At 45.6% G+C, this 24,955-nt stretch carries 20 protein-coding genes; 10 read left to right on the forward strand and 10 right to left on the reverse strand.

Features of this window, described 5'->3' with window-relative positions; genetic code table 11:
• Positions 1 to 114: 114 nt before the first annotated feature.
• On the forward strand, positions 115 to 363 hold the full coding sequence (locus tag O9X78_RS18345) for an NAD(P)(+) transhydrogenase (Re/Si-specific) subunit beta (protein WP_269621177.1): 249 nt from the start codon (positions 115 to 117) through the stop codon (positions 361 to 363).
• Positions 364 to 502: 139 nt separating this feature from the next.
• Here the strand turns inward: O9X78_RS18345 and O9X78_RS18350 are convergent, their stop codons facing one another.
• Genes O9X78_RS18350 through bla form a run of 3 tightly spaced genes read right to left on the reverse strand, consistent with a single transcriptional unit; the run spans position 503 to position 3,806 of the window.
• A complete protein-coding gene (locus O9X78_RS18350; RefSeq protein ID WP_269621178.1) occupies positions 503 to 1,414 on the reverse strand; it encodes a bile acid:sodium symporter family protein in 912 nt (303 codons plus the stop codon).
• 33 nt (positions 1,415 to 1,447) lie between these two features.
• The gene (locus O9X78_RS18355) at positions 1,448 to 2,845 is read right to left on the reverse strand and encodes an FAD-binding oxidoreductase (RefSeq protein WP_269621179.1); all 1,398 of its coding nucleotides are present in this window, start codon (positions 2,843 to 2,845) and stop codon (positions 1,448 to 1,450) included.
• A gap of 10 nt (positions 2,846 to 2,855) precedes the next feature.
• Entirely contained in the window at positions 2,856 to 3,806 is a 951-nt protein-coding gene (bla, locus tag O9X78_RS18360) for a subclass B3 metallo-beta-lactamase (protein ID WP_269621180.1), read from the reverse strand.
• A gap of 316 nt (positions 3,807 to 4,122) precedes the next feature.
• Here bla and O9X78_RS18365 point away from each other — a divergent pair, with 316 nt between their 5' ends.
• Both O9X78_RS18365 and O9X78_RS18370 read left to right on the forward strand, forming a co-directional pair.
• Entirely contained in the window at positions 4,123 to 4,824 is a 702-nt protein-coding gene (locus O9X78_RS18365) for a FadR/GntR family transcriptional regulator (RefSeq protein WP_269621181.1), read from the forward strand.
• Between the two features lie 123 nt (positions 4,825 to 4,947).
• Positions 4,948 to 5,880, forward strand: coding sequence for an SDR family oxidoreductase (locus tag O9X78_RS18370; protein WP_269621182.1), 933 nt, complete (start codon positions 4,948 to 4,950; stop codon positions 5,878 to 5,880).
• Between the two features lie 69 nt (positions 5,881 to 5,949).
• Here the strand turns inward: O9X78_RS18370 and O9X78_RS18375 are convergent, their stop codons facing one another.
• The 6 genes from O9X78_RS18375 to O9X78_RS18400 all read right to left on the reverse strand — a co-directional run bounded on the left by O9X78_RS18375 (position 5,950) and on the right by O9X78_RS18400 (position 14,472).
• Positions 5,950 to 6,369: a hypothetical protein gene (locus tag O9X78_RS18375; protein ID WP_269621183.1), complete on the reverse strand. Its 420-nt coding sequence runs from the start codon at positions 6,367 to 6,369 to the stop codon at positions 5,950 to 5,952.
• A gap of 81 nt (positions 6,370 to 6,450) precedes the next feature.
• On the reverse strand, positions 6,451 to 7,179 hold the full coding sequence (locus tag O9X78_RS18380) for a lipoate--protein ligase family protein (RefSeq protein WP_269621184.1): 729 nt from the start codon (positions 7,177 to 7,179) through the stop codon (positions 6,451 to 6,453).
• Positions 7,180 to 7,296: 117 nt separating this feature from the next.
• Positions 7,297 to 9,438 carry a TonB-dependent receptor gene (locus O9X78_RS18385; RefSeq protein WP_269621185.1) on the reverse strand — a complete coding sequence of 714 codons (2,142 nt, stop codon included), beginning with the start codon at positions 9,436 to 9,438 and terminating at the stop codon, positions 7,297 to 7,299.
• A 271-nt stretch (positions 9,439 to 9,709) separates the two neighbouring features.
• Positions 9,710 to 10,108 (reverse strand): alpha-hydroxy-acid oxidizing protein, encoded by a 399-nt coding sequence (locus O9X78_RS18390; RefSeq protein WP_269621186.1) that lies wholly within the window; start codon positions 10,106 to 10,108, stop codon positions 9,710 to 9,712.
• Positions 10,109 to 10,253: 145 nt separating this feature from the next.
• Positions 10,254 to 12,131: an alpha/beta hydrolase gene (locus O9X78_RS18395; protein ID WP_269621187.1), complete on the reverse strand. Its 1,878-nt coding sequence runs from the start codon at positions 12,129 to 12,131 to the stop codon at positions 10,254 to 10,256.
• Positions 12,132 to 12,141: 10 nt separating this feature from the next.
• Entirely contained in the window at positions 12,142 to 14,472 is a 2,331-nt protein-coding gene (locus O9X78_RS18400; RefSeq protein ID WP_269621188.1) for a TonB-dependent receptor, read from the reverse strand.
• Positions 14,473 to 14,589: 117 nt separating this feature from the next.
• Between O9X78_RS18400 and O9X78_RS18405 the strand changes: the two genes are divergently transcribed.
• From O9X78_RS18405 to O9X78_RS18425, 7 genes are all read left to right on the forward strand, one after another.
• Positions 14,590 to 15,207 carry a TetR/AcrR family transcriptional regulator gene (locus tag O9X78_RS18405; protein WP_269621189.1) on the forward strand — a complete coding sequence of 206 codons (618 nt, stop codon included), beginning with the start codon at positions 14,590 to 14,592 and terminating at the stop codon, positions 15,205 to 15,207.
• 74 nt (positions 15,208 to 15,281) lie between these two features.
• Positions 15,282 to 15,488 (forward strand): alpha/beta hydrolase fold domain-containing protein, encoded by a 207-nt coding sequence (locus tag O9X78_RS20960; protein ID WP_350339244.1) that lies wholly within the window; start codon positions 15,282 to 15,284, stop codon positions 15,486 to 15,488.
• A gap of 67 nt (positions 15,489 to 15,555) precedes the next feature.
• Positions 15,556 to 17,067: a mannitol dehydrogenase family protein gene (locus O9X78_RS18410; protein WP_269621190.1), complete on the forward strand. Its 1,512-nt coding sequence runs from the start codon at positions 15,556 to 15,558 to the stop codon at positions 17,065 to 17,067.
• 422 nt (positions 17,068 to 17,489) lie between these two features.
• Complete coding sequence (locus tag O9X78_RS18415) at positions 17,490 to 22,544, forward strand: site-specific integrase (RefSeq protein WP_269621191.1); 5,055 nt, start codon at positions 17,490 to 17,492, stop codon at positions 22,542 to 22,544.
• Positions 22,545 to 22,703: 159 nt separating this feature from the next.
• Complete coding sequence (locus tag O9X78_RS18420) at positions 22,704 to 23,495, forward strand: hypothetical protein (protein ID WP_269621192.1); 792 nt, start codon at positions 22,704 to 22,706, stop codon at positions 23,493 to 23,495.
• A gap of 212 nt (positions 23,496 to 23,707) precedes the next feature.
• Complete coding sequence (locus O9X78_RS20965) at positions 23,708 to 23,935, forward strand: metallophosphoesterase (protein WP_350339245.1); 228 nt, start codon at positions 23,708 to 23,710, stop codon at positions 23,933 to 23,935.
• 4 nt (positions 23,936 to 23,939) lie between these two features.
• A complete protein-coding gene (locus O9X78_RS18425; RefSeq protein ID WP_269621193.1) occupies positions 23,940 to 24,392 on the forward strand; it encodes a metallophosphoesterase family protein in 453 nt (150 codons plus the stop codon).
• 81 nt (positions 24,393 to 24,473) lie between these two features.
• On the opposite strand, the gene O9X78_RS18430 is transcribed toward O9X78_RS18425, so the two are convergent.
• Positions 24,474 to 24,758 (reverse strand): metallophosphoesterase family protein, encoded by a 285-nt coding sequence (locus tag O9X78_RS18430; protein ID WP_269621194.1) that lies wholly within the window; start codon positions 24,756 to 24,758, stop codon positions 24,474 to 24,476.
• Between the last annotated feature and the right edge of the window lie 197 nt (positions 24,759 to 24,955).

Genomic DNA, 24,955 nt, shown 5'->3' on the forward strand with positions numbered 1-24,955 from the left:
AAACACTCAACAACGCAACAGGAGGAATTGAAGGCAGCAAAGAAGTAAAATCTAGGCCATAATCTGGCCATCAGGGTGGGTCAATTTTAGATGCAAATCCTGGGTCAGTTTTAAATGCAAATCAACATACCGATGTCTTTTTCTAAGACGCGGTCGCAACAGGATTCGCGACAATCTCGAACGCACTTCGATGGCATGCCGGTCGTTAACCTAGATATAGCGCGCAACGTGTTTGTCATGAAGCGCTCGATGGCCTCTGACTTTACCGGTATCGATAATTCCCTGTTCTTTAAAGAGAACACGCGGATGCTGTCCGGTGATGCGAGAGAAATGCTGGGGAACATCATTAAAGCGTTTAGCTAAGCACTTCGCTTAAGACGAAACGAGAAACGGGCTCCCAGGAGCCCGTTTTTTTATGACTAAGATTTTCTAATCGTCATTAACGCCAGCACTGAATAAAGGCAACCGTCGGCTTAATAAATCCCTAAGTTGCACAATATCTCTAAGGCCTTTTTCCAGACTCCAACCAAATAGAAAAAGAAGCAAACAATGATCCGGTTATATTCAACCACACACTGAATATTGCCCCAGGCAAAGCCACCGCGGGGCTGAATAATTTTAATGCCAAAGCCGTCGCCAAACCGGAATTTTGCATCCCGACTTCGATTGCGATGGTGCGACTAACTACGCGATCAAAGCCAAGTAGTCTTGGCCCCAAATAACCCAACACCAGGCCGCTAACATTATGTAACAAGGTCGCCGCGCCCACCGTCAAAATAGCAATACCAAGACTGTCAGCATTTAAAGACACCACAATAGCGATAATCACAAGAATAATAGCTGTCGCTATTGGTGCCAGGTAAGCTTGAAGCGGACGCAAATAATGACCAGCATAATGATTTAATAAAACGCCAAAGCTTACTGGGAGCAATATGATCTGAACTAAACTCATAATCATATCTTTGGCAGGAACAGGCACAGTTTCACCTAAAGCAACTGACATGATAAACGGCGTCATAAGCACGCTCATTACGGTCGAGACTGCCGTCATTGATACTGATAATGCCACATTGCCCTTCGCCAGATACGCCATTACATTGGAAGAGGTTCCTCCAGCAACAGACCCCACTAGCACCAGACCAGTAGTATATTCCTGGTCTAACTTCAGTAGTGCAGCTACCAATAGCGCCACAATGGGCATGATCGTAAACTGCAAAACAATGCCTAAAACCATCGCGCCTCGATAAGCCCGAATTTTAATGAAATCCTCTGGTTTTAACGTAATCCCCATGCAACTCATCACCACAACTAACAGCGGCACAATTGCGTCTTTTAAAGGAGCAATTAATTCGGGGTTTAAATAACCTATAAGCGCTGCTATTGGCGCGAGAATCGGGAACAATATTAACAGCATAAATTTTCCTGAACTGCGCCAGAAAATAGCAATTTAAACATCAAATATTTTTCCTCTGTTTAGTATGTTCAGAGGATCAAGCGCACGCTTAAGCACTTTCATTAAATCCAGCTCTTCGATACTGCGATTCTTAAGCAACCAACTCTTTTTCTCCGTCCCGATGCCATGCTCTGCAGAAATAGAACCCGCATATTTCTCCAGCGGTTTGTAAACTTGTTCGTCAGACTGCCCGTGTAAATCTTCGCCTGCCGAATTGGGTGTTATAAATAAATGAAGATTCCCATCGCCCATATGCCCCATGACGTAGCACTTACTCTGCGGCCACAGCTCATCCAAGCCCTGTTTAACCGCCGCTACATAGTCCTCCATATACTTAATGGGTAAACTTACATCGTAAAGAAAGGTCGGCTGCGGTTTAACGATCGCGTCGAAATCTTCGCGAATATCCCACAACGCTCGGCGCTCTGACTCAGATTTAGGAATAATGGCATCAACAACCAGGCCAGCTTCCATGGCAGACTCCATCGCCGCAATAAAGCGTGGGCCGTCACCTTCAGCGTCTGCACCAGCAGCTTCTAACAACACGTAAAAGGCGTAATCTCGCCCCATTGGAGCCCGATGCCAACCCGGCTCAGTCACTGCGTGAAAGTAATCTCCCCACATCACTTCGTATGCGTTCAGCGCCGCGCCTAGATCACCCTGCAAGCGGCTCAGCAATTTAGTCACTGAGGCGAAATCATCGACTGCCACCAAGCAAGTATTGCGGCTGCGCGTCTGCTGTTGCAGCTTCAACGACACGCGAGTAACAATACCAAGCGTACCTTCAGTACCGATAAATAATTGTTTTAAGTCATATCCCGCATTGTTTTTTAGCATGCGGTTCATCGACGACATGATTGTCCCGTCGGCAAGCACTACTTCCAAGCCAAGTACCTGATCACGCATCATGCCGTATCTAATAACATTGATGCCGCCCGCGTTGGTAGCAACGTTTCCACCGATCGTGCAACTACCCCTTGCACCCAAATCTAATGGAAAATACAGACCCTGCTCACTCACAGCCTCTTGCAGGTACTGCAAAGTCACTCCCGCCTGAACTATTACCGTAGAACCAACCGCATCAATCTCTTCAATTGAATTCATCTTTTCCAGCGAGATAATGACATCTTGATTATTTACTGTGGCGCCTTCTACACAGCCGGTAAGTCCACCATGGGTGACGACAGTTTGACCAAATTGATGACATAATTTTATCGCCGCACTGAGCTGTTCAGTATTATGTGGTTTTAATAGGGCTATGCCTTGCATTGGCGAGCTGTCCCAGTAACTACTCGCTCTCTCCCGCAGGGCGTCACCGGTCAAAACACACTCCTTACCTAGCAAGAGCTCTAACTGGCTCAATAAATTTTCTGGCTGCTTTATATCAGTCATCGTACTCACCTTAGTTTAATACTGCTGTAGGCGTTGATAGGGCTCGCCATTCATCATCTAATTGTCGAAGAAATTTAAGCTCATCGTTCTGAATAAACATTGTCCATTCGTCAGGATCAATAAAGGGGTTTACCGCAGGATTAGCCTTACGCTGTTCGAGCTTGCCAGACAAATTAAAGAAAAATGGATGTTGCGCCAAATAGACATCCGGAGACAAGGAGGCCAATACAGCAAAGGTCTTTTTATAGTCTTCTGCAATATTTGGGTAAAGCGGGTTATTAAGCAACTTCACACCAGCATTCACTGATGTGCCGCCGAGAAAAGCCACCTTATAGTCTTTTTCTCCCTCTCGAATCGTGGTCGTCCAAGTCGTACAGCCTTTGGTGTGCCCTGGCGTATCGTAGGCATGAATAGTCACATCTCCCAGGGTAAAACTGTCACGATCTTTAAGCACCCGGTCAATTGGCACTGGATCCCAATTCAAGCCCAAAAAAGATACCGCCGACGTATCTTTTCCGCTGGCAATTGATTCAGCATCAAGTCCGAGGGCAACTACTTTGGCAGCAGTTTGCTTTTGCATATTAGCCAAGCCACCGACGTGGTCCCAATGGGCATGACTAGAAATAATGTATTTAATATCGCTGAGCTGGAAACCCAGTAATTCGATATTATGCTTGATGGCGTCAAACATCATCGGCGTGCCGGCATCCACCAACACCAATCCTTCTCCAGTATTAATAACGAAAGAAGAAACAGTGGTAGAACCTATATAATAAATACCACCGATAATATGCACTGGATCCATTGGCTCACTCAATGCGTGTTCGAATCGCTCCTTAGGTGTGTGCTTAATCTTTTCTTTATACTTAGCGAGCAACACATCCGAAGGCAATTCAGCAAAACACGGTATTGCGAAAGCGAACACTATCGCTGCAACGAATAGTTGTTTGACTGTTTTCACTAGCAACTGCTCCTTTTTATATACCAGCGGCGATGGCCTTAAAACCACCCGAAAACGTATCTAACTAAACTAAAGATAAATTGATGGCTTACATCCAGCTTCACAGCATTTATTATTTAACATTTCGAAACATTGGCAATGACATAAATTGCATAGCTGTAATACAGGATTACAGTTATACAGAGAATAGTCAAATTAATTTGCCATAATAAAGCACTACCTGTTTACAGGTTGACCTCCTAACCCGCGAGACTGCCTAGCACTTCGCAGCCTAAGATGCTATCTTCTTAAAACAAAAAATTATGATGACCCGCAAATGCCAGACTCAGATTTAAACCAAGCCACATCGCTGTCCTCACAAGTAAGCCAATATCTCTGGGAGTACATTTCACGAGAAAAACTGCGCCCAGGCGATGACGTACTCAGCGAAATACAAATCGGTCGGGATTTAGGCATTAGCCGAACCACGGTACGTGAGGCTTATCGCTCACTAGCCGCGGTAGGCATACTTGAGATAGGTAATGGTCGGCGACCAAAATTGATGTCGATGAACTCAAACGTGCTGGCGCAAGTATTCGGCTATGCCTTGCAAACAACGCAAATTAGCTATCGTCAGGTAATGGAGACTCGGCGCAGCATTGAAGTTCAAACGGCACAACTAGCGGCAATCCGAGCTACCGACGAACAAAAGCTATCACTAAAGTCACACATAGCGGCAATGCGCGACGCGATGGACGATCATCAGCGCCGGGTCTCCGCAGATCTTGCCTTGCACCAAGAGCTGGCCGAAGCGTCCCACAACCCCGTAAATCGACTATTATTAGACGCGCTGCAAAACCCCTTGATGGAATCCTTACTAGTAGACCTTGGCAGCCAGCGCACCCTAAGCGATATTTCCCGCATCATTGATGCCCATGAGAATATTGTGAAACACATTTGTGACGGCGATGCAGTCGCAGCGGGCAATGCTATGTATAGTCATTTCGAATTATCGGCCAGTATCGGTTCGCCGACATAATCCACGGGTGAATTAAAGTCGCGCTTCTTAAGCTCCCAAACTAATTATTCGTTTAGCTTTACTTGGAAACCCTTAGGCTCCCGCTTGGCGCCCCAACCCTCCGTAATAATAAAGAGCACCATTATGACCACAATGACGTTTACAAAAAATGCGAACGCCGAAGCCGTCACCGACGGCATGGATCTCAGCGGAAAGACTATTGTCATTACCGGCATTAACTCAGGGATTGGCTATGAAACGATGCGGGTGCTGGCGCTGCGTGGCGCCCATATCATTGCCTGTGCTCGCAGCATTGAGAAAGCCCAACAAGCCTGCGACAGCATCGCGGGCAAGACTACACCAGCGGTGTGTGAACTGAGTGACATGGCGTCGGTGAAACATTGCGCAGAGACTATTCAAGCGTTAAACATCCCTATCGATATCATTATCTGCAATGCAGGCATTATGGCGCTACCCAAGCTGCAGGTAAAAGATGGCCTGGAATTGCAGTTTTTAACCAATCATATGGGCCACTTCCTGCTAGTGTATTTACTGCAAGAGCAGCTAAAAGCGGCCAACAAAGCTCGGGTTGTGATGCTATCCAGCTCCGGGCATATGGCAGCGAGTAAACGCGGTATCGACTTTGACAATCTCGACGGTAGCAAGCGCTATAATGCATGGCAATTTTATGGGCAGGCAAAGCTCGCCAATCTACTCACGGCGATTGCCTTTAATAGGCACCTTGTCGACGCTGGGGTCACTGCCAATGCGGTTCACCCTGGCTTGATTAACACCAACCTCACCCGCGACGTTGGCGGCGTCATAGGCATGGCACTGAAAACTGCGCCGGTTAAGAAACTGCTCGACATCTCCATTGGCAAGTCCATACCACAAGGCGCCTCGACGAGCTGTTTTGTTGCCACCCACCCGTCACTTGACGGTGTTGGCGGCCGCTATTTTTCCAATAACGCAGAGGCCAAGCCAAGCAAACTTGGTCGTGATGAAATGCTGGCGGAGCAACTGTGGAGCTACTCCGTCGACTACCTCGCACCGTATATTGGCGCCGAGCAGTCCTAATCTGTAACTGATCGGTGCGCAGGCATGATTCATGCCTGCGGCCACGCACTTAAATTACCTCCCTAAATTTTAGACCTTCACAAAAACCGGTTTTTGAAGGAAATAAAATGACAGACAGGCGATAACGCCTCCGGCGATTTGAATTGATGCAAAATTATTTGGTGAGAGACCAAGAGGGATATACTCGATCGCCATAAAGCCATAAAAAGCACAGAAAGCGGTGTACAAATGGAATGCACCCACAAAAAAGAAAAGTGCTATCCACGACCAGAACTTCTTATTAATTAAGCCCACAGAAATGCCAATCATCATTAATGCCACAAGAATGATCACTATTTTCTTATTCATAATTGAGGTTTCCACTGGCAGTGGAAAATAGTTAAAAAAACCAGGGTCCGGTATCGGCGTGGTAAACAACGCCACTAGGCCCAAAATCAGAAATAGTATTGCGGTAGGTAATACATGTTTCTTATAAACCGAGTTATTCATATTATTAATGCTCATTCGTAAACGTAATTTTTAGCAAGTCACTTTCTAAACCTATTCTTCTTACCTTCGTCGCTAATTAAGCTATGGCTGTTCTCCTAATGACGTGTTGAAACTCTTGAGAAAATAACTCCGCATTAGATCACCTATTTCCTCAACACTCTGATAGCGCTCGCCCATCAACTGCCTGACTGTCGTACAAGCACCAACCTCAAATCGACCTTGATCACCAATCAGCTCATAAAGTTGATTAATGCCACCAGTGGCCGTATCCAAATCAAGATCAATGAGTATGCAGGCGTGTGCTAGTACCGCTACATTTTCCGTATGCTTAATAGGTTTACGCCGCTGCGCGGTTCCAACAATCTTCTGGCCGTCTACTTGCAAATTAAATCGACCATCACAAAATGACCCCGGGACATCACCCACTTCGGCGTTAATACCCAGCTGGCTAAAAAGCCCGATTAAAAATTTACAAAGCAGATCGTAACTTCCCTCTATACCCTCGGTGGCGGGTGCAGGGTAGATCATTGAAAAGTTGAGGACACCAGGCCCTTGCGGCACGCAACTGCCACCCGTTCTACGAACATGCACTGGCCAACCTCTCGCCGCCAACTGAGTGCAGGCCGCGGTAAAGTTAGCACCACGCTGCTCTTTGGAGGTGGCAATGAGCGCTTGCTCACAACGCCACACCCGCATTACGGCTGTGGCGTTTTTCGCGCAGGCCGCAAAATATTCTTCATCACGAGCTAAGCCGAGCTCTGCCGGCACCGGCAATATCGCGTAATCGACATCCCAACTAAAGTCATCCATACCGCCAATACCCCATCGTCACTATATGCCCGATTTAAGCGCGCTTACCTTGAAAAATATCGCCTGCCATTTAGCTGTGAATACCGGCCCCAAGCGCCGCAATCGCCACCTCAAAAATTAGAAAGAGTAGCTAGCTCTCAAACCAATATTTCTCGGCGCAGCCTTAACACCAATCGCTTGCTCAAAGCCTATTGCTGAAAGTACGCTTTCACCTATATAAGAACTCCAATAATCTTCGTCGGTAATATTGTTGGCAAAAATACCCACACTGACATTGCCGATTATATAATCCGCCGACAAATTACCCACCACCGAAGCGTCGAGTTCAGGTGCGCGAGTGAAGCTTGGCGCTTCGGTTCCAGAAGCGTATTGTTTGCCGGTGTAAAATACACCGAGCATAGATTCCAAACGTCCGACCCCAATATCCTTGCTATATGCTGCGGTTAAATTTGCCGTCCACTCTGGTTGGAAGAGAAGCGCCTCATTGTTAAACGCTGCGAAAGTCCCCGTAGGATCATCGGTAATATCAGTGCTGATATAACTCAGGCCCGCGCCCAGCTGCCAGGATGAGCTTAGCAAAATTTTGAACTCACCCTCGACACCCCAGTTTTCTAAAGAGCCCTGGTTACGGTTTACTACGACCAGCTGGTTATTTTCATCTGGGACCAAGTCGTTGAGAATAATATCTTCATGCTCTACAAAAAAGACCGCCATATTCAGAGTAGCGCGCCCTTCCGCAAGAGTAGATTTAAAACCCAATTCAAAACTCTTCACTTCGTCGCCATCAAAGGTTTCGAATCCTGACGGCACCGCACCACCATTAAAGCCGCCCGCGCGAACCCCTTTGGCCGCAGTAGCGTAGGTCATTAGATCGTCAGACCAATATTTTTTTAGCGACACCATTGGCGACACAGGACTCTCGTCCAGCTTGTAAGTGATTGCATTGCTGCGATCCAGTGTGCCTGCCGAGCTGCTCAGAGTGCCTTCTTGCTTAATTTTGTCATAGCGCAAGCCACCCGATAGCTCCCAGGATTCAGCAAAACTCCAGAAAGCATTTGCATAGACAGAGTAGGTTTTGTCGTCAACATCACGGGTTGCGAAAGTGCTCATAGCTGCGGGTATCACATCAGTTCTGCCAGTGTCAGCATTGCTCTGTTCACTATAGAAAGCCGCATACATAAGGCGAAAATCGTCAGTAAACTGAGTTTCTAAGCGAATTTCACTTTGCAGGAAATCCTCATCGATATTACCGTTACCGCGGAGAATATCTGGATTCACAAAGTCTCTGTCTTGCGTTTCAGTCAAGTCGCGCTTGTCGTAACCAAGCGTTAAAGCTAAGTCGGTACGCTCTGTGATTGGCGCATTGTATGTGCCGTTTATCCGTGTAATTTTTGCAAGCGATTCAGTTTGAAACGAGTTTCTGGAATCCCCATCAAAGTTAGAGGCGTCGGTGTCGTTATTGGGTACTGGGGTGTATGCCACACCCGGGCCTTCATATTCACCATAGCTCGCATTAAATCGGAGTACGCCGTCGTTACCAACAAACCATTTAAAGGCACTTTTTATCGCGCTGGATTCGCGAGCATCCCAGCCACCACCAACGGTTCGATGCTTGAAAAAACCATCAGATTCATCACGAGCCACCGCAACAGAACCAAGCAATTTGTCATCAATAATGGTGCCGGATACCCGAGCGCTTAGACCAACGGAGTCATCTGCCTCTGCCCATCGCGTGCTTACTTCACCACTCAATTCTTCGGTGGGCTCTTTGCTAATAACGTTAATCGCACCGCCCAATGTGTTCTTACCAAATAGCGTGCCCTGCGGGCCACGAATAACTTCTACCTGGGCCGTGTCTAATAAATTGTTATTCACGGCTGAGGTGTATGGCACGTAAATACCATCCATAAAGAAGCCAACGCCGGGCTGAATTGGGGTCTGCAAGGTAATACCAATACCGCGAATTTGCACAAACGCACGACTATCGCCATCTGAGTTAATCCTAAGACCGGGAACAACATTGCCAATGTCAGCTACCGTATTCAGCCCCATTCCTTTCATCGAATCGGCGTTGATCGCACTTACAGCGGAAGGAACGTCTTTAAGTGATTCTTCAGTTTTTCGAGCCGTCACAATTACTTCTTCGAGCACAACTTGAGTCGTGTTCTGCGCATGACTGACGGGTGCGACAAAGCTCGCGCAAAGGCATCCGGCCGCGACGCCAGCCCGAAATAATTTGTTCGAAGGGTAGTAATTCATCTATTTAGCTCCTTACTTATCATTATTTGATAGCGTAAATTTTAAGATCAACCCATTAAAACCTGTAAAATAGGTTATGCGTAAAGTAACGCTAAGTCAACATAATAGGTACAATTACAGAGATACCTGTAATACAGCAATAACGCACGGGACTACGAGGTATGAAGTTGATGGATGCGGCTTTCGCCCGCACCTAGGTCAATAAAGCGAATGTGGGGGCTAAATTCGGCAATACCTTTCATAGGCCCAGACGTGATGACTCGCTCTGAAATCAAGGCATTTTCATATTTAATTGACTTATATGGTCAGGGCGTAACTCCGCAATCGAGGAACAACCCAGTAATGCAAGGTCCCGCTCGACTTCTGATTTGAGTATCTCAATCCCGCGTGCCACACCGGCTTGACCGCCTGCCGCAAGACCGCAGAGAAAGGGGCGCCCTATTGAGCATGCATTCGCTCCCATCACCAGCGCGTTAACAATATGAGTCCCTCGACGAATGCCACCGCCCAGAATCAGCTCGAGCTTGTCACCGACCGCGTCCCGAATTGGCATCAGGGTATCGATAGGTGCCGGCACACCGTCTATGTAATGGAACATTGGGGACGGCAGTTTACTGCGGGCGCGAAGGCGAAGATCGCCAATATTATTGCAATTCCTCAAAGGAAGCATTTATAGGTGTTTCCTCAAAATTTCGCCTTCCTTTACAATAATCGCATTAGCTAAAGCGGGACTATCTCCCAGCAGCTAGATAATATTGCTTCCCACCCTCAATATTGTCGCTTATACCTATATTCGCCATTAGAAGCAGATTACCTCAAGCGTCAGTTCGCTCAAGCTCACGCGCACCTTCAGTGTAGCCATACTCAACGCCATAGGGCCTGCCGGTTGGCCAAAGCCGGGCGACAGTATTCCCAGTCATTCGCGGTAACACACTGGTATGCGTCTCGTTTTCAAAATCGATATACCTGATTTCTATTTCATCATTGCGCTGTAAAGACTTTGCGTAGTCCGGCGTGTGCTGAATGCCGGCAACACAATTAAAATAGTTATCGTGCTCAAATTCGCCAGTGACAAGCTGCATTTTCACCCCTTTTTTCCGGCGAACCGCCTCGATATTCTTATCACTCAACAAACAGGAATCACTGATTGCCAAGCCGGGGCTACTACAAATATACGACTGAAATGGTGAGTCTTCGGTGCCCGCTTCATAGGCGACATAGGTACCCCCGGCAGAATGTCCATGAATCGCGAGACGCCCTTCGTCGACACGAAATTCTGCTTTCAATGAGGGCAGCAACTCGTCACAAATCATGCGATGAAACTGATCTGCCTTCCCCAAGGAACGGTGTGCCGATTTTCCACCGAGGGCGAATAGCGATTTAAATATTCGGCCCAAATCGTCGTCACCTGCAAGTACATCATTTGGTGGTGAAAACTCTTCAAGTCGGCGCAGGCCGAAGGCAAAATCACCCTCGCGCCTCGGCACACCCAGGCCGACAACAATTGCCTCCTCCAACTCTCCGGTAGTCGTCAAGATGGACACGGCTTCCGCAACCGTCGCAAAACTCAAGCTAGCATCCAGCGCTACTAGCACCGGATACGCTTTACTAAGTTCGTGTTGATATGACGCCGGAAGCGAAACCTGAACCGAAAAATCGCGCCCCATAATCGTCGACGCCAAGATGGAGCCGTCGGGTTCATCGCTGCGACGCAGATGAAATAATTTAAAGAATGGCCGCAGCATCGATATGCAATTGGAAACCACCGGCCTTGCGAAGGTCGGCATTTCATCGCCATAGGCTTTTCCAGTATCCCAAACTGCACGTACGCCGTTCATCAACGCCACAGACACTGCCGTTGCATGACCTGCACCGCTTATTCGACGATACTTGATGTCGAACTCCTCCGGCGCGACGGCACGAAGCCCCAAATAAAATTGCTCGGTATCAGTAATTCCGCAAAGACGATTAAATTCATTGTCGTATTCGTCTTCACCGAGGGAAAGGAATAGGGATTTCTCGGTCAGCAGCATTAGATCGCTTCGACTCATGCCCGCGAGTTGCTTGCTTAAAGCGCCACCCGAAAGCGCCAGCCCCGGACTACCGCAGATAAAATGCTGTATGCCAGGCAGATTATTCAAAAGCGCGTACAAAGTGAATGTTCCGCCGGCCGAGTGGCCAAATAATGCGACGTCATTCTCTTTTGTCCGATAGTCCTTGTGAATCAGCGGCAGGAGCTGTGCACTGACAAAACGAAGCAGGCTGTCTGCCATGCCCATTTTTCCCGGCACATCTGGCAGAGCCACTCCGGCGCGATCGGCAATGTTCGTAAATATCTCACCGAAGGGATCATCGCGTTCCCAGTCTGTAACCGGCGGCGAAAACTCCCACAGTCGACGCCAGCCAAGTACCAACTCGTCAACACCATCAGGCATACCCAAGCCAACCACAATGCACGGCGCTAGCTCGCCGGTCCCCGCCATGCAACGAGTACTTTCAATTGCGGTTCCGAGAATGGCACTGGCGTCCAACACCAATAACACCGGGTATTTTTTGCATTTCTTTTTTCCGTAACAGGACGGTACAGCTACGCTGATTGTGTAGTCACGGCCCGTGTCCTTGCACCGTAAATCCCGACTGGCTACTCCCGGTAATGACTTTGCAATCTGGTAAGTATTTTCAAACTGCCTCATCACATAAACCTCAATAGTCGTAGCTAAAGCGCATCCCCAGAGTGCGGGGACGCATCATCGCTGATTGAGGAAATGGTAGTGACCGTGCAACGACAATCCTGTCATCGAAGAGGTTCTGAGCAAATAACTGCGCGCGCCAGTTCATGCCTTCGATACCAATAGCTGCCTTGGTGATTTCATAGCTATCAAGGGGGATGCCTGTTGGCACGTCTTCGGTCTGAAACACCGTGAGCTGCGAATCTACAAAGGTGTAACCGAGACTGACTTCAGCCAATAGGTCGCTCCACAACGGGCGGGTGTAGTTAATACCAAGGTTCCAAGTAAGTTCTGGCTTATTAGGCAGCTCGGATCCCTTCTTGGCGTTGTTTGCTGGCTCAGGTTTTACCACCTCACCGGAGTTGTATCCCACCCCTAAGGTCAGCGTGAGACTATCAACGGGCTTGTACATCACTGATAACTCCGCCCCTCTAACTACAGCATCTCCGCCGGTACCAAGGTAGCCAAAAGGCACACCGCCTACCGCACCCAAACGAGCTTCGCCAATGACCAAGCCTTGGAAATCATCCCAGTCGATTTGATAAATCCCGAAGTTTGCAATCAAGCGATTATCAAGCCAGGCCGTTTTTGCACCAATCTCCTGATTAAGTACGAAGTCAGGACGAACATTCGGTGGACCCGCATCTAAAATCGCAAACAAGTTTGGGGTTCCAGAGCGGAAGCCTTTGCTGACGGTCGCGTACACCATGGCATCATCATTGACGTACCACGCCAGAGAAAGTTTTGGCAGCCAGTCTCGGGTTGTTAACTCCCCAGCGAAAAAGATATTTACTTCACCGGTTTCAGGATCAACATTCTCTGGATCGGTAGCAAAGAGTATCGCCTCTACACCATAGATATCGGTATCCTGAAAAAAAGCGACGCTGTCTTCAAACCAACGCAAGCCCGCCGTCAGTTCTAATTTCGCCTCAATGATCTCCCAAGAAACCTCACCATATACCGCGGTTTGTTTGAAGGGTTCTTCGCCAAAACCATCTTCCTGCAAACCTGATAGCGCGAGGAAATCAGGGCCCAAAAGTAATTCGAGAAGTCCCAAAGGGTCATCAGGCGCAAATTCTTCATACTTCTCTTGATCGAATTTTTGCGTGCGATCGCGATAAAACGCGCCCACCACCCAATCGATACGCTCGTCACCCTTCGACACCAGACGGAACTCTTGTGAGAATGACTCAAGCTCAGTTAATACATGGGTATAGCCATTGGGAAATACACTTGGGCCCGTTGCTACTGCACCACCAGAATTATCATTCAGCAACGAGTCTACGATACCCTGCAAAATGGGAATGCGGCGCTGTGAATCCCGATTTGTATTAAACCAAGAACTCACCGAAGTAAGACCTGCGAAGCCCAGATCCATTCGCGCCGTCAATGAGTGCACATCAAACTCTGTCTCGGCAAACTGATTTTCCAGGCGGGAATTAACGAGGTCATCTTCCCGGCCTTCATCGACAACTGGAAGCTGATCACGATTACTGTAATCGAGCAAATACATGTATTCCAATTCCAGCCAATCCAGTGGCTTGAACAAAACAATAGCCCGCAAAGAGTGCCGATTTTCGTCGTCAGGGTCTTCCAGACCTATGCCGCTGTAGGTCACAAAACCCGAATCGAAACCGCTACTGGCGACAATTCTTGCGGCGAGTTTATCCTGGATAATTGGAATATTGATCGCACCACGCACATCCCAGTTCAGGTCGCTAGCTTCGGCAGTTTCTGACACCGTGGTCGCGACCTTAAACTCCAGCTCCTGCATATTGGGCGGCATCATGATCATCTTGATTGCGCCCCCCATCGAACCCTCGCCATACAGCGTACCCTGCGGGCCTTTTAAAACTTCTACGCGCTGCAGATCAAAAATATTCAGATCGGGAAATACGCCAGAACCTTGAATCGCGACATCATTGAAATACACACCGGCAATAGGAGAACCATCGGCATAGCCGATATCCAAGGTGTTCATGTTCGATATTCCGCGAATGGCGATATTGGCCTTGCCAACCCCAGACTTTTGCAGCGACACACTCGGTACATCACGAAGATAATCTTCCATGCTGGACACGCCATTCTTATCAAGCTGTTCGCCGCCGAACACCTGAATACCGCCCACCACATCCTGAACATCTTGCTCTCGAAAGGAAGCCGTAACGAGAATCTCCTCCATCTTACTGCCAGACTTCTTCTTGTTAGCTTCCGCCATCGATGCGGTCAATGCCACTAAGGCAAGCAACACCAGGGACCGACTACGGGGGCTAAAGCAAGCCGCCAGCCTAGAGAAATTACTCATGAATTCACCTTCTTTGGGATACTTCGCAATACTATTATTTTTGTTTACAAATACATTTTGTATTATTATATATCCCGTATTAACATGGTGGTCAAGTCTATTTTGGATAGCAGATCAATGAACAAGCCAGAACGTCGCCCGCGAATATCCAGAGAACAGCAAAAAGCCCTAAGATTTGAAGAGCTTACCAATGCTGCGTGGACACTTTTTTGCGAGAAGGGCTATGAATCACTGACCATCGACGAAGTCGCAGAATACGCAGGCTATTCCCGAATGCCCATTTATTCGCTGTTTGGAGACAAGCAGAACCTATTTTTCCATGTATGGAAAAAGATCTCTCTTGAACTAATGGGCATCCTGCTAAAGGGCTGTAAAGAAGGAGCGACACTAAACCAAAACCTGCGCCAGCTTGCAGAGAACCTATTACAAGACCAGGCAAATAAGGATTCTCACGGTGCGTCGATTTTCTACGTTGTCCAGTCGATAGGTATTTCGCGCCCCGATATTCAGGAAAAACTGCGAGACTTGGCAGAGATTCACCTACAGGGCATAAAGGCAATGATTTCTTATTCGGTTCTCGAGCCCGGCCAAACCCTGCGCTCCGATCCCGAGATTATCGCGCTAAACCTGATTGCGATGATTAACGGTTCTTCGACGGTTGAATTCCAGACTCGCCGGCACTTTCAGGACGCGGACTACCTCCACACCCTTTATAAGGCTATGGCGCTTGAGTAACTCGGCGCACGTTAGGGCTGCCCGTAAACTTACCTGGTCAACATCATTTTCGGAACGTTACTCAGCACAGTTATATGCTAATCAGACCTCCTCAGGGCCCAGCCGCTTCAGCATTGAGAGTTGACGACTTAAGCAAGCTACCTCCTGCGATGGTGTTATTGGCCGAAAACGATCTGTTGCACGATAAAGGCCAAGCCTACATCGAGCGAATGACTTCAGCTGGCGTTACGGCATGTACAAAGCTGCATCAAGACAAAATACATTGTTTTGTTGCCACATAACCAAGTGATGCTCACCCGCAAGCAGTGAATGATATATCCCAATGGCTTACCGACAATTGGACGCATAATGCAACTTAACCAGCGAAACCTCGGCGCACTCGCCAAGCACGTCCAAATTTCAGATTACCCGCGTTATTCCCGCGACCCTGATAACTGCAATATGAGAATCTGCCATATTGGCGTTGGTGGATTTCATCGCGCGCATCAGGCGAATTACCTACACCAACTTCTGCAGCAAGGCGGCGGCCAGGGCTGGGGCATTTACGGCATAGCATTAATGCCAAATGACCTATCGCTATATTCCGCTATGCAGGCGCAGGACAAGCTATATTCACTCTGGGAACTTGAGGGAGAAGAACGCGAGGTACGAATCATCGGTTCGATTATTGAGTTCGTCAATGCCATCAATGACCGCGAGCCTGCTATATCCGCAATTTCACATCCAGATACTAGGATAGTGTCACTCACAATCACGGAAAAAGGATATTGTCTGGACGCAAGTGGGGAATTAGATCTAACGCACCCCGACATCACTCAAGATATAGCTTTACCCGAAAAACCCACATCAGCAATTGGCTTGATTGTTCGTGCACTCATGCGACGACGTGATCAAGATTTACCGCCTGTCACAGTTATGTCGTGCGATAATTTAATCGCAAACGGTGCGCAGGCACGCAAGGCAATAATAGGACTAGCTAGAGCAATTGACACGGATCTAGCTGCTTGGATTGAAGCCCACGTAAGCTTCCCTCTGTCTATGGTCGACCGGATTACACCGCGACCAAAATCATCAATATGTACTCAACTTGCTAACAGCATAGGTATAGAAGACCAATGTCTATTGGTCTGTGAAAGCTGGAAACAGTGGATTCTTGAAGATAATTTTTGCAATGGTAGACCAGCATTTGAGAGAGCCGGTGTGACAATTACAGACTCAGTCCATTTATACGAAGCTATGAAAGTTAGCATGTTAAATGGCGGCCATTCGGCATTGTCTCACATTGGTATTTTACTTTCGTATCAGCGAGTCGATGAAGCCGCATCAGACCCAGATCTTCAGCAGTGGCTTAATGGATACATGCAAGAAATTGAAGAAACGCTGACACCGTTGCCTGGTATAAACTTCGCCGAATATCGCCAGTCGCTTATCACCCGATTTGCCAACTCGGCGATAGAAGACTCCCTATTTCGCCTCGCAGAAGACAGTTCCTCAAAGTTTCAACAGTGTCTCCTGGAACCTTTAAGAAAACGATTCCATAAAAAAGATCCATGCCCCTATATCGCAGCCGCCATTACAATCTGGATTATTTTTCTCGACTCGCTTTCTTACCAAGATGAACTATTGGCCCAATATAAAGACTCGAATACAACGAAATTATTGAGACTTGCCCGTCAGACAACAGCCTCAAATGACGCAACAGCCTTTCTAGTGGAAACATTAAATCTTGAAACAGAATGTCTTAATTATTTTTCTACTCAGGTAAACGAAGTGCTAACTGGTATCAACAACGACATTAGCTCAATCCGCTCGTGGATACGAGAATTCAATCTAGGGGAAATATATATTTTCGGAAAATAAGGATGAGTTGTAGATTTGCAACTCATACTAACCCGCTAGTTGCACAAAAAGACAACCCACTATAATCAGCTTAAGCCATTGAACGAACTTCGTTTTTTGTGCGTTGAAGTGGGTCAGGTCACCCTGCAAATTTTGGACACAGTTTGAGTACGATTTGGGCACAACCAAATTTCCGCCTGGTTCGTAGACAGAATAACATCATCAATCTTAACCATCTTAAGTATACTTAAAATAACATATAAATACATTCAATATTCATATTTATACCATAAGATATTGATTTTAAAGTCATTTAATACACATTCATAAATATCAGAATCGTTACAAAATTTATCAATCACCTAAAAATATCGCTGCCACCATTTGATATTTTTTGTCACAAGTCATATATTTAGATTTGACCCCTTATTCTGGGACAAAGCATGAAAATTGATGATCGCTACTGCTTTGATTACTCAATTAGTGAAAACGACAACGAAACTCAACTCGGGGAATCAGTCGCCGAATCAATTAAACGCTGCATTAAATTCTTAGCGCCAATTTTAAGTGTAGATGAAAAAATTTACCTAAATCGACAAGCGGATATAGCACTTCGCAAACCCAATACTGACCGAAGCACGCGAGGTGATTTCCACCCGATTTCCAATAAAATCTTAGCGAAATCCCCAATTTACGCGGCATTGGCACACTACCCAGTAGTAAGCGACCCTCAGATTAACGGGGTACATCCCGCGCAATTTCTGGGTGACATCGCGAGATTCGCAGTAATCCTGCGCGACCTTGGGCATATTACGAGCCCTACTCCAAGCAACAAAGCAATAGCTGATTTCGCCCGAAAAATATCAAAAGCTCCACAAGATGCCAAAGAATTACTCTATTACACTTGCTATGACGTTTTTGAGACTGACTTTAACATTGATTTCGCCACTCACGAACTATCCCTTGTCACCTCGAAATCCACTTCCCACACACAGCAGCGAGGAAAGGTTAGTACTCTTCATGGACCACTTTCAGACATTTTGAAGCTTCTGCGTCCCCAGATTCAGAAGCGTATCTTAAAACTACGGAACATAAGGATAGAAGACCGTAAAGTCCTCGAAATATTGAGTAACATTCAAGGGAAACGGAAACGAGACATACCGAGATCAGCAATTGAAGATACACCGAAGACGATATCACTTGGCGACGACGAAGGGCCAAACTACGACGTAACAATAGACGAAGATGAGCGGCAATTTAGCGTCACGCGTTATAACCACTGGATACGATACAGCAACCTAATAGCTGGCTCCGGGCGTGAAAAAGCTCTCAATTATGAACTAAAGTCAACATTCGAACACCTACTAAGTGTCGAGCCTTCAAATGACTACTGTTATGCAGCGCAATGGCTATGGATGCTCACGATATCTAACAACCGGCCTTTTGATGCGATTACCAACTATTTTTTTAAAGAGCACGGCTATGAAAACAATAACGGGCAAATCGAAAGTATCACCACCTCAAACAACGTTATCACCATCTCCACACATCACCCAATCGAATCCAAGCTGGACAAACTAGATTCATCACAGCCCCAACACGAATTGATTCGGATTCGCACACTACTACCGAGCCGCGTCGACAGCGAACATGCGATGAGGTGTATAAAAAGAATTGTGAACGAAGGCGAGCTATCGAAACTGATAGAAGAAAAAAACAACCTAGCAAAGGAAATATCTAAGTCAGCTTACAGAGAGTTCACAGAATCGAGAGTGCGAGGATGCTTGATACATTCAGTAATAAAGCAAAAATATGACATACCAATAGCACAACTTATATTCGATGAACCTCTAAACTTTAGCTATGCATCTTTACACTATATCGCGATCTCTAACCAAGAGATTCAAAACATAATAAATATCGCTCGAAATGAAATCTTTGGCGACCTTCTTCCCACCCCACCACTCGACGCTGACGCAAATTCAGGCCAAAAAGTAGGCTCCTTAATTGCCCAACAGTACGAAAAGACACTTGACCTTACTTCTAAGTGGTTTTGTAAAAACCAAAGATTACTTCAAAAAAAGGGCAAACAACATTGGGTGGCACGACACAACATGCTGGCATCAAACACTCAGCATATTGTTTTCATATCCACTGGACACCGAGGGTACTCTGATTTCCAAGACCTAAGGCTACAGGACCTTAGCTTAGCCGCAGGTATCGCCATTTATAGAGACAAGCCATCCGACCCAACTATACTTCGCCGACTTGTAGTTCTCTCTAAAACCACTCTAGCGTATATATTCATATGGATAGAACATTTGGAAGCAATAATTCAACAAAAATCAATCCCGCCCCATGTCAAAGAAGCTGCACAAGAAGCCCTTAACTCAACATCTCCACTCTTTTTTACTATAGGCGAACTCGCCCCCCACAGCATTGCCCTGCACGACCCCATACATCCCATACGAGGACTCATACCGAAAGTACCTCGAAATATAGCACGTCATTTAGTTAGCACCGAGTTGCGCAGATCCAATTTAAAGACAATGATGCTCGAAACCCATCTCGGGCATAATCTTGCTCTCACTATTAACAGCCCAAACGGCCTGCTATCTCCGCGCGATTTACACACAGAAATAGCCCCTGCTATTGACTCTTGGCTAGCTGACAAAGGATATATAACACCGCCAAAGCAGAAACTGCCAAAAAACATCAAACCTCTCAAACCACCTAGCGCTCTCGTAAATGCGGAAATTACGGATGATGTGAAAAAGATTCGGAAGTTACTAAAAGTAGAAGTGAATGCCGCCAAAGGAACAATTTCAATCAATAAGTTAGTCGATATGCTACTAACTAATTCATTAGAAAATTACACTGACGATAACTCATCACCTCCAGACCCAGAAAAAATAGTTGCAATTAGGAAAACTCTTATAGAATCACTACCCGCTTCACCATTACTATGGGTGTATGCGTGCCGCGTATTACGAACAAAACTTCGTTCTTACTATCGCAACAAAGGATGGAAAATTCCGAAAATCATTGCGGTAGGCATCCTCCTCAACCCACCCCCAAGAATTACTTGTGGCCACCTAAGCGCATACGACTCACTGGTTCAAATAAGAAATGACTTTTTAAAGCAGGTAAAGAGTTCCTTTTCCAAGGAACGCGTTTATACATACACCATACTCTCACTTCTACTTTTCGGCCCCTGTACAAGTATAGACCAGGCAAAATTATGGCTTAAAAAAATAGCATTAAACGGATTCCATATCGTACAAGGATCCATAGTATGTGATATCGACGAAGACAATGGATCGCGATCAATATCCGGTTTAGCCGCGATTTTTGTTGTAAATTGGATTCAGAACTGTAGTAAGCAACGAAGTAAATTTAATAAGAAATTAGCACTGCCATATACACCACGTTTTATCGAGGAATGCGTTAGCTTGGCTAGCGTAGTAGAATATCCACAAATTTTAGCCGACGTCAGATCTGACGACTTAATTTCGCGCGAACTGCCTGCATCTCGACTACGGGCGTACTTTGAAAAAACTTGCGATCCCGATATCACATCGATGTCAGGCATTGAAGAAGATGGCCCCAAGATACTTACTCGGAGAAAGAAGAAAGGCATCTCAAATGACATTGAGTCACTCGAACACTACCACCAACTGAGAAAAATTATTAGTACTTTACCTCTCAGCCTTGAGTCTTCCACGCCAAAAGATAGATCAATGAAATGCGCAATAAATTTTTGGCTTTCTGAGGCCGAACGACCGCTACTAATTGTCATCCTTGCGAACTGGGTTAAAAAACTGATCAAACCAGGGGCCAACCTAAAGACCGGAGGCGATTTACTTAAAAAGACTGTACTCGATTACATCGGTGACGTGCATTCAACATTAGCTGACATACCAATCGACTTGTTAACAGCCGAAGACGAAGAAGATGCCGAAAGACTAGCCGACATCATTGATGTAAAGCTATCCTCGCAGATCCTATCAAGCGACGAAGTGAGGACCGATCGCGTCCGCGCCATCAGTGTCGCGCGATTTTTCAAAGAAATGGGTTCAGCTTATCATTTAGCTAATATTAAGATCTATTCAGCACATGAAACACTGCTAAATATAGACGCCGCTGTAATCACCGAGAATGAAATTCAGGTTTCCGCCAAACAGCTCAACGAATGGTCAAAAAATAGGGAGCTATCTCTACCAAGTCAACTAGCCCTTAGAGAAGCGAGTAAAGCAGTCATATTCAACTATAACGTCGGCCTACGTCGCAGCGAGCTTCGCGGACTTAAGCCACCGCAGAAATCCAGTGCATCTAGTTTAGCTCTAAAGGTGCGACACAACACGATAACATCTATAAAAACACCAGCGGCGTGGCGAAATATAGAGATTCCTTACGACCTTGTCAGCTGGCACCCAAAAAGCCAGAAGTACCTTTTCACCGAACTTGCGGTGGGCTCTAATAGCTACTACGCTTTTAAGGCGATCAAAAACGCACTACAATTATCAACAGGAAACCCGAAGTCCCGCCTGCACCACCTTAGACATACTGCCGGCTCGGCCAAGCTGGTAGACCTACTTAATCATTCACTTCCCTCTGACCGGTTAGTTTCAGGATGCCGGATTGCATCCAATTTCGGACACGCAACTTTGCGATCAACAATGAACTACTACGGTCATTTAAATCATTTTTTAATTTCGCAATTTTTAAATCCAACCATCGCGGACATTGATCACACTCTTATTGCTACCATAACTGGCGAAACCGAGACAACGATCAGGCAAAGATGGCATCGGCATAAACTAAAACCAACAATATTTATTGCTAGCTGCATCAAAACCGAAGGTTATCTTAAACAACATAAAAGCCTAGTGAAATTAGCGGACTTAAATGCACCAAACCCTCTTCGCGAAACCAGCAGCAACATGCAGGTTACATCACTTAAAATACTAGTATATTGGATAATAGAAAGAGCACGAGGGATTCCATTAAGTAGCACAAAAGAGAAATCCAGCTACTCAGTTGAACTATCAAGCTTGCTACTAGAGCGCTTGATTGTTACGCAAAAGCAAATTGGCGCTAACTTGATCGAGTACAAATATCTAGAGGGCCAACTAAAAGATATTAACAATCCATTAGGCAGAACGAAAAAAGGCCATAGTGCTCGAATACCGAAAAGCTTTATAGACCCATTAGTTGAAAACATACAAACCAGCCCAACTAACCTAAGTAATAATATTTTGAATGGGTTATCACACATTGGTTGGCGTGGTAATAAGAAAATCACCGTAGCGTTGACTCATGTCGAAGCGAACACTCTCAAAAAGTATCTGAATGAGATAAATACCGGTCTTATTCTTGAAATAAGCGACGATAAGAGCCCTTACTCCATTGTCATGGCAAAAATGGACAACGTAACTATTTCAAACACGTATATCCGCATAATTATTTTAGCCATTATTGTCTTTATGCAATTTTAGCCACTTCACTAATTCACGCAGGAAAACATAATCAAATTACAAATAAGCAATGCTAACCGCAAAAAAGAAAAACCAAACTATTGAAAAGCAAACACATATGTGCTAAAAAACAATATATCACGCATTTACTATGTCATTTTTCCCAGTGAGGTAGTAATTGTGAGCAATAATAAGTCGACTTCTGAAGTAAAACTAGCCTTTACGGTAACAGGCCAATTTACAACTATAGAATTTGAATCTCATCTGAAATCCCTCGCAGGCCCAAAAGACTTTTATGTCGGACTTTTCAGTGACGAAGGCAATAATCTTGTTCTAAAACTTAGTGACAATTCCCACCAGCCCAAGATACAACTCACCCTACAATTTGAGCAGAGCATGCAGGAAATTGGGCAAAAAATAGTCAATATACTTACCGGCAAGGAATTGGCAACGACTAAAATGACTCCATCAATAAGGTTTTTTTTGGAGCACACTTCACACATAAATATAAACGACAACAAACCCATTCCGCTAATGCCAAAGATCATCAAGATTAACAATCCAGTTTCAAAAGAAATTGAAAAAATCAACGATTTAACAGATGAAGTCAATAAAGGCAAAATTGAAGACGATGAGGATCCGACCAACCCTTCTGCAGAAAAAAGTAATGATGAAGATAAGGAAGCCGGCGATACTCGCGATATTTTCGAAATAAGGCATGGCGAAACTTGTCAAGAAAAAATGATGATATGCGCCAAAACAATAGATCTTCAAAAAGGCCAAATCGTCGGAAAATTTCGAAATAAAGATTACATTATCCGATTTGATAAGGAAGCCAAGGAAGCCAATATACTTCCGAAGGTCGAAGTTCATACTACAGCTAGAAAGTCAAAATCAGGAAACGTTTATCGGGAGATCGTCAAAAGCGAGATATTAAAATTGATGGAAAAGATTATGGAAAACCTTAAGTAACCTTCTATATATTTTCATGCCATTACTGTGATTATTCGTTGGCAGCGCCACTCTTTTTCCTACTTGCGTTTATATTTCCTGCACGATGAGTAATTATATGTAACTCAAAAACTAAATATCATAATCGGAATTGACAAATAGACTACAAATCAATACCCAGAGGACTCGCTTATATCGTGAAAATGCACCCTGTAAAAATACTTACTAATTAGATGATTAACATTATTCGCGAGCCAAACCTCAATGGCAAAGATTTCTTCGTTGGCGACCTACACGGCTACTACAAAGATTTGATCGTGAAGCTTGATCACATCGGATTTGATCGCTGTTGCGACAGATTGTTTTGTGTTGGAGATTTAGGTGATCGCGGGCCACAATCGCTAGAATGCCTGAGGCTGATACACGATCCGTGGTTTCTTTTCTGTGCTAGGCAACCATGAAATCATGTTGCTGGATGTCCTTCAAAGCGATCAAGAGGCAGTAAAGATCACGCGGCGGCTGCATATTAGTAATGGTGGTGCTTGGGCTGAGTCTTTGTCTAAAGATCAAGGGTATGAATGCTACCAACTGATAAACTCGTTACCAGTTTCGCGAACTGTGTCGGTTGGTGAATTTAAAATCGGTATTATTCATGCTGGTTGGCGCTGGCACTGGGATGAACTCGTTGATGCGATCTCTCTAACATCTGTGCAGGAGGAGTATGCTACTTGGGCGCGATTAAATCATTCGAAGATACTATCCCGAGTTGAGGGCGTCGATGCAGTTGTTTCCGGCCATCAAAACACGCGTTATCTTAAGCAACGCGGAAACCAACTTTGGATAGATACAATCGGTAAAACATCGTTGCTCACGATTTTGGATGCCGGCCAAGTGCTGGGAATGGCGTGTGTGGTCTAGTATAAAAATTGCCTTGATGCTTGGCATAGTGATCAACAGAAGGGTTCTAGCTAAAAAATTGTTTTCTGCAGCTATCCCAAGCTATTTTATTTCTGGTACGTTTATTAGTAATTTCTCGTTATATTTAACCTGCTCTCCGGGATATCCCCTCTGATTACTGACCAGTCTTGTTTCTTTTATTTTTATATCGTGGCTGTAGTGGTTGTGCCCAAAAACCCATACGCTAGGCTGATATTGTTCAATCAAGTCTCGGCAATTCGCCTGAAAATATGGCGTGAGCATGTTCATGCCAATATCCTCATTATCCACTTCAAGGCAAGGTGGGAAATGGGTGATCACTACTTTTGTCTTAACATCCTTTCTCATAAGCTCAATTTCTAGCCACGCTTTGCTATGCTTATAAAAACCACGTACAGACTCACCATCTAAGTATACATGGTAATCACCCCGATAAATAGCTGGAGCGATAAGTAGAATTTTCTCATAATAGTTTGAAGGAGATTCTGCATGAAAGTACCCCGTTATTCAGATAGCCAGATTATGGCCATTCTTAAGCAAGCTGA

This window comes from Zhongshania aquatica, assembly GCF_027257955.1.
Lineage (GTDB): Bacteria > Pseudomonadota > Gammaproteobacteria > Pseudomonadales > Spongiibacteraceae > Spongiibacter > Spongiibacter aquatica.